The sequence below is a fragment of the Methylophaga sp. UBA2689 genome (assembly GCA_002354555.1).
Taxonomy (GTDB): Bacteria; Pseudomonadota; Gammaproteobacteria; order Nitrosococcales; family Methylophagaceae; genus Methylophaga.
On sequence record DELT01000015.1, the window covers coordinates 10,107 to 13,939 of the forward strand.

Here is a 3,833-nt window from a genome sequence, read left to right on the forward strand (position 1 = left end):
TATTGATCAAGTTTGTTATATAAAGTCTTAACGGTAATGCCAAGCTGCTTGGCTGCCTTGGTTTTATTTTGCTGACAGGCTTCTAAGGTCGACAGAATCAGGCTTTTTTCAGCATCTTTAATCGAAGTACCAGGACCGATATCATTTTCAATTGCAGATTGGCCATTGTTAAATTCAGGTAGGTCAGCAACGGTTATTACGTCTTCTGCCAATATGTGCGCCCGTTCAACACAATGTTTAAGCTCTCTGACATTTCCCGGCCAACTATATTGAGCAAAAATATCCAGCACTTCATCGGAAAATACTTTGCCTGAATTTGTCGCTTTATTTCGGTAGGCGAGGAAGTGTTTGGCCAGCTCAATGACATCATTGTCCCGCTGCCGTAAGGGAGGAAGTTTGATCGGAAAGTGTGCCAGACGAAAATAGAGATCTTCACGCAGAAAACCGGCTTCAATCGCTTCTTCAGGTTCGCGATTAGTCGCAGCAATAATCCTTACTTTGGATTGACGCACCACATCACTTCCTACTCGACGGAACTCACCACTTTCCAATACTCTCAGCAATTTACTTTGTAATGCAAGAGGCATCTCAGTGATTTCATCCAGTAGTAGGGTGCCATTGCCACCTTGTTCAAAAAAGCCGATATGTTGATTTACCGCACCAGTAAACGCGCCTTTCTCATGACCAAATAATTCGCTTTCAATAAGATCTGCAGCCAATGCCGCACAATTTACTGAAACCATCGGTTCGTTAGCTCTTTCACTTTGTTCATGAATCGTTCTGGCAGCAACTTCTTTACCACAGCCGCTTTCGCCAATCAGAAATACATTGGCATCTGTTTGACTGACACGTCGTATCAAACGATAAAGCTTATGCATCGCAGCAGATGAGCCCAAAAGTGAGCCATATTGATCAAGGGTGGAAGTAAGTGTGGCGGTGTGACGGTTTTTTTTCAGTTGTTTGAATTCTGTTGCGAATTCCTGGGCGACTTCAATAAGAGGAGTGAAGTCACTCATCTGTCGAAAATGATAAGCCCCCCCTTTACTCATCATTAAGTCCAGCCATTTATTTGGCATACCGTCACTTAATAAAATCCAGTCGGCTGTATTTTGCAAAGGATGGTTTTCGAATAACTTATAGTCAGACTCAGTGGCTTTTTGGGGGGCGAAGATAACCAAATCTGCTTGATAGTCTTGCTCAGTCAAGTCTGCAACATGAACCAGACTAAAGTTACATGTAGAGAGCAGTTTGCTCAATTTTGCTGATAAGATTTCATCAGTTGTTATTAACAGTAATTTTGGCATAAGACCCGTTTTTTGATAGTAATTAAATTCGAGTCTAACATGCGGTTTTTATAGATTTCTTAACATAGATAAAGAGGTTGAAACTAAATGTTTCAACCTCTTTAATAGAGTAGATGATTAGTCAATCTATACGACGATTATGTCGTTGATCACTTTTTAACCTTAGTAAACGATCCTGACTTAATTGCATATTCGCCAGGTGGCCTGCAAGGTAAGATGACATTCGCCGGTCATGCATTCTTCTTACATAGATTTTAAAAATTTCCAATGAATGCATTTCCATTGATTCCAAATCAGCAAGACAATCTTCATCAATTACATCCTCGCATGTTCCATATGCAACTTTGTAGATTGCCCGCATTGTTAACGCTAACTCACTATTGGAAGGCTGAGTATTCCTAAGCCCGGCAAAACGCTTGTTAATATCGTCAACAATTTCAGACCGTACCAGAGCCATTTCCCGCAACATCATTCTTATTTCACTACTGACCGCTTTCCTTGCGGTCATATCGTAGAAGTTACGTCCATCTGCACAGATGCTCTTCAACTCCTGAATAAGTAGCTGATCTCTGTTATTCAACATGTGACATTCAGTTTGCTACAACGAGTTCATCTTTAACTTCAACAACCTTGTCATAGCCTTTTGCCATTTCGACCGCCAGATCTTTTTCGGCCTCATTTTTCACGTTACCTTTCAATGTAACAACTCCATTCTCAGTTGAGACATTAATGGCAGTGGCTTCAAGCTCATCATGAGCAGCAAGCTCCATTTTAAGCCCTGCAGTAACAGTCATATCATGCCATGCACGGCTAAAAGATTTATCGTCGTCGTTATCTTCATTACGATAGTTTTCATCTACCGTCAGGTTATTTTTAACCTCAGAAATACCTTCAATATTTTGTGCAATTTCCCCAGCCAGCTCTTTTTGCGTCTGGTTGTTCACCTGACCAGTTAAAACTGCAACGCCACTTTCAATATCCGTATCAATTTTAAAATTATTCAGTTCGGTGTTGAGCAATAATGATGTTTCTAATTTGCCATCCAGCCAGGCATCATTAGCTTCACCTTGCCAGTCATTTGCTAACACTGGTGTAGTAACTAATGTAGCTGCGGTCAAAATTGCTAAATGGTTTATTTTAATTTTCATCATTTATCTCCTAATTAATTTAAATGTCACTCTTGGATAGTTGCTATAACCATGCCAAGAATATAAAACAAATAAATTCATGGGGTTATTCAACTTCCCCACTTTCTGTATCTAAATCATCATGAATAAATTACAAGCTTTATCAGGAAAATATTCACGTTGAACTAAAAAGACGCCTTTCGGCGTCTTTGGAGCTGGTGTAATCCAGCAAAGAACATTTTATTTGGTAAGCGCTTCCACTTCCTTTTCAGCCTGATCTTTAGCCAGACCATATCGCTCCTGCAGCAGACCAACCAATTGCTGGGTATTGCCCTTTGTTTGTTCAATTTCATCATCAGTTAAGTCACCCCAGCTTTCACGGAGTTTACCTTTAACTTGAGTCCATTTACCTTCTGCAATATCTGTATTCATTTTTTTCTCCTTATTGCTCTAAAAAATCTGATACCTAGGGCTTGTCGCTCTTTATTTATTACCAAAGGCTCTTGCTGAAATAAACTTTAAATAATTGCAATAAAGCTCAATGCAGATTCAGCAAAAATATCAGTCACAATGAATATTACAGAAATCATGCCAAGACGATATGTATCTGTTTTCAATATTAAATCTGGAAATTTTGAAAATAAAGATGCACTAAACTGTGGTAGAAATAACATGGTGAAATGTAAAAATTTCAACGCTTCAGCGTTTTAAAACTAATCATTTAGTCGAAACTCAAATTACTTCTGTACCACTTCACTCAAAACAGCAGACACAAAAAAGGCCCGGTTAAGGGCCTTTTTCATTTCAACTAAAGTTCTAGTTATTATGGGTTAACAACAAAATCAACACGACGGTTAAGAGCACGACCTGCATCAGTTTCATTGTTAGCGATTGGATGATTTTCACCCATACCAACTGGAATCAGGTTGTTGCCATTAACACCTCTTGATGTGAGATAGTCAACCACTGACTCTGCACGACGTTGTGATAAGTTTTGGTTATATTCTTCAGTACCAATACTATCTGTATGACCTTCAACACGTACTTCAACCACTTCATCACTATTCAACAAAGCATCTACTGCTTCATCAAGAGTTGATTGAGCTTCAGGAGTGAGTGTTGCTTTATCAAATTCAAAGTGAACGTCATTCAATGACAGAATGGTTTCACCGGCGATTGGACATCCATCCTGATCAACTATTACACCTTCTGGAGTGTTTGGGCAAAGATCTTTGTAATCCGCTACGCCATCTCTGTCTGAATCAATTGGGCAACCAACATCATCAACTGTTACACCAGCTGGAGTGTTAGCACACATATCGATACCATCGACAACACCATCATTGTCTGAATCCATTGCACAACCATTAGCATCAAGCAATGCACCTGGAACTGGCTCATG

Annotated in this window: 5 protein-coding genes; all 5 read right to left on the minus strand. The window is 39.6% G+C overall.

From position 1 onward, the window contains the following. Nucleotides 1-1,205: sigma-54 interaction domain-containing protein (locus B3M51_RS01270; RefSeq protein ID WP_292756291.1), on the minus strand; the 1,205-nt coding region annotated here is incomplete at its 3' end. Nucleotides 1,206-1,425: 220 nt separating this feature from the next. Beyond that, on the minus strand, nt 1,426-1,887 hold the full coding sequence (locus B3M51_RS01275) for a hypothetical protein (RefSeq protein ID WP_292479368.1): 462 nt from the start codon (nt 1,885-1,887) through the stop codon (nt 1,426-1,428). 7 nt (nt 1,888-1,894) lie between these two features. Continuing rightward, nucleotides 1,895-2,455: a BON domain-containing protein gene (locus B3M51_RS01280; RefSeq protein WP_292756293.1), complete on the minus strand. Its 561-nt coding sequence runs from the start codon at nt 2,453-2,455 to the stop codon at nt 1,895-1,897. A 216-nt stretch (nt 2,456-2,671) separates the two neighbouring features. Next, nucleotides 2,672-2,863 carry a CsbD family protein gene (locus B3M51_RS01285; protein WP_292479370.1) on the minus strand — a complete coding sequence of 64 codons (192 nt, stop codon included), beginning with the start codon at nt 2,861-2,863 and terminating at the stop codon, nt 2,672-2,674. 391 nt (nt 2,864-3,254) lie between these two features. Next, the coding region (locus tag B3M51_RS01290) for an OmpA family protein (protein WP_292756295.1) at nt 3,255-3,833 on the minus strand (579 nt) is incomplete at its 5' end.

What these genes read in the sequence shown, in the direction of transcription:
- B3M51_RS01275 (WP_292479368.1), bottom strand. Translation starts at nt 1,887, where the DNA reads ATGTTGAATAACAGAGATCAGCTACTTATTCAGGAGTTGAAGAGCATC.
- B3M51_RS01285 (WP_292479370.1), bottom strand. Translation starts at nt 2,863, where the DNA reads ATGAATACAGATATTGCAGAAGGTAAATGGACTCAAGTTAAAGGTAAA.
- B3M51_RS01280 (WP_292756293.1), bottom strand. Translation starts at nt 2,455, where the DNA reads ATGATGAAAATTAAAATAAACCATTTAGCAATTTTGACCGCAGCTACA.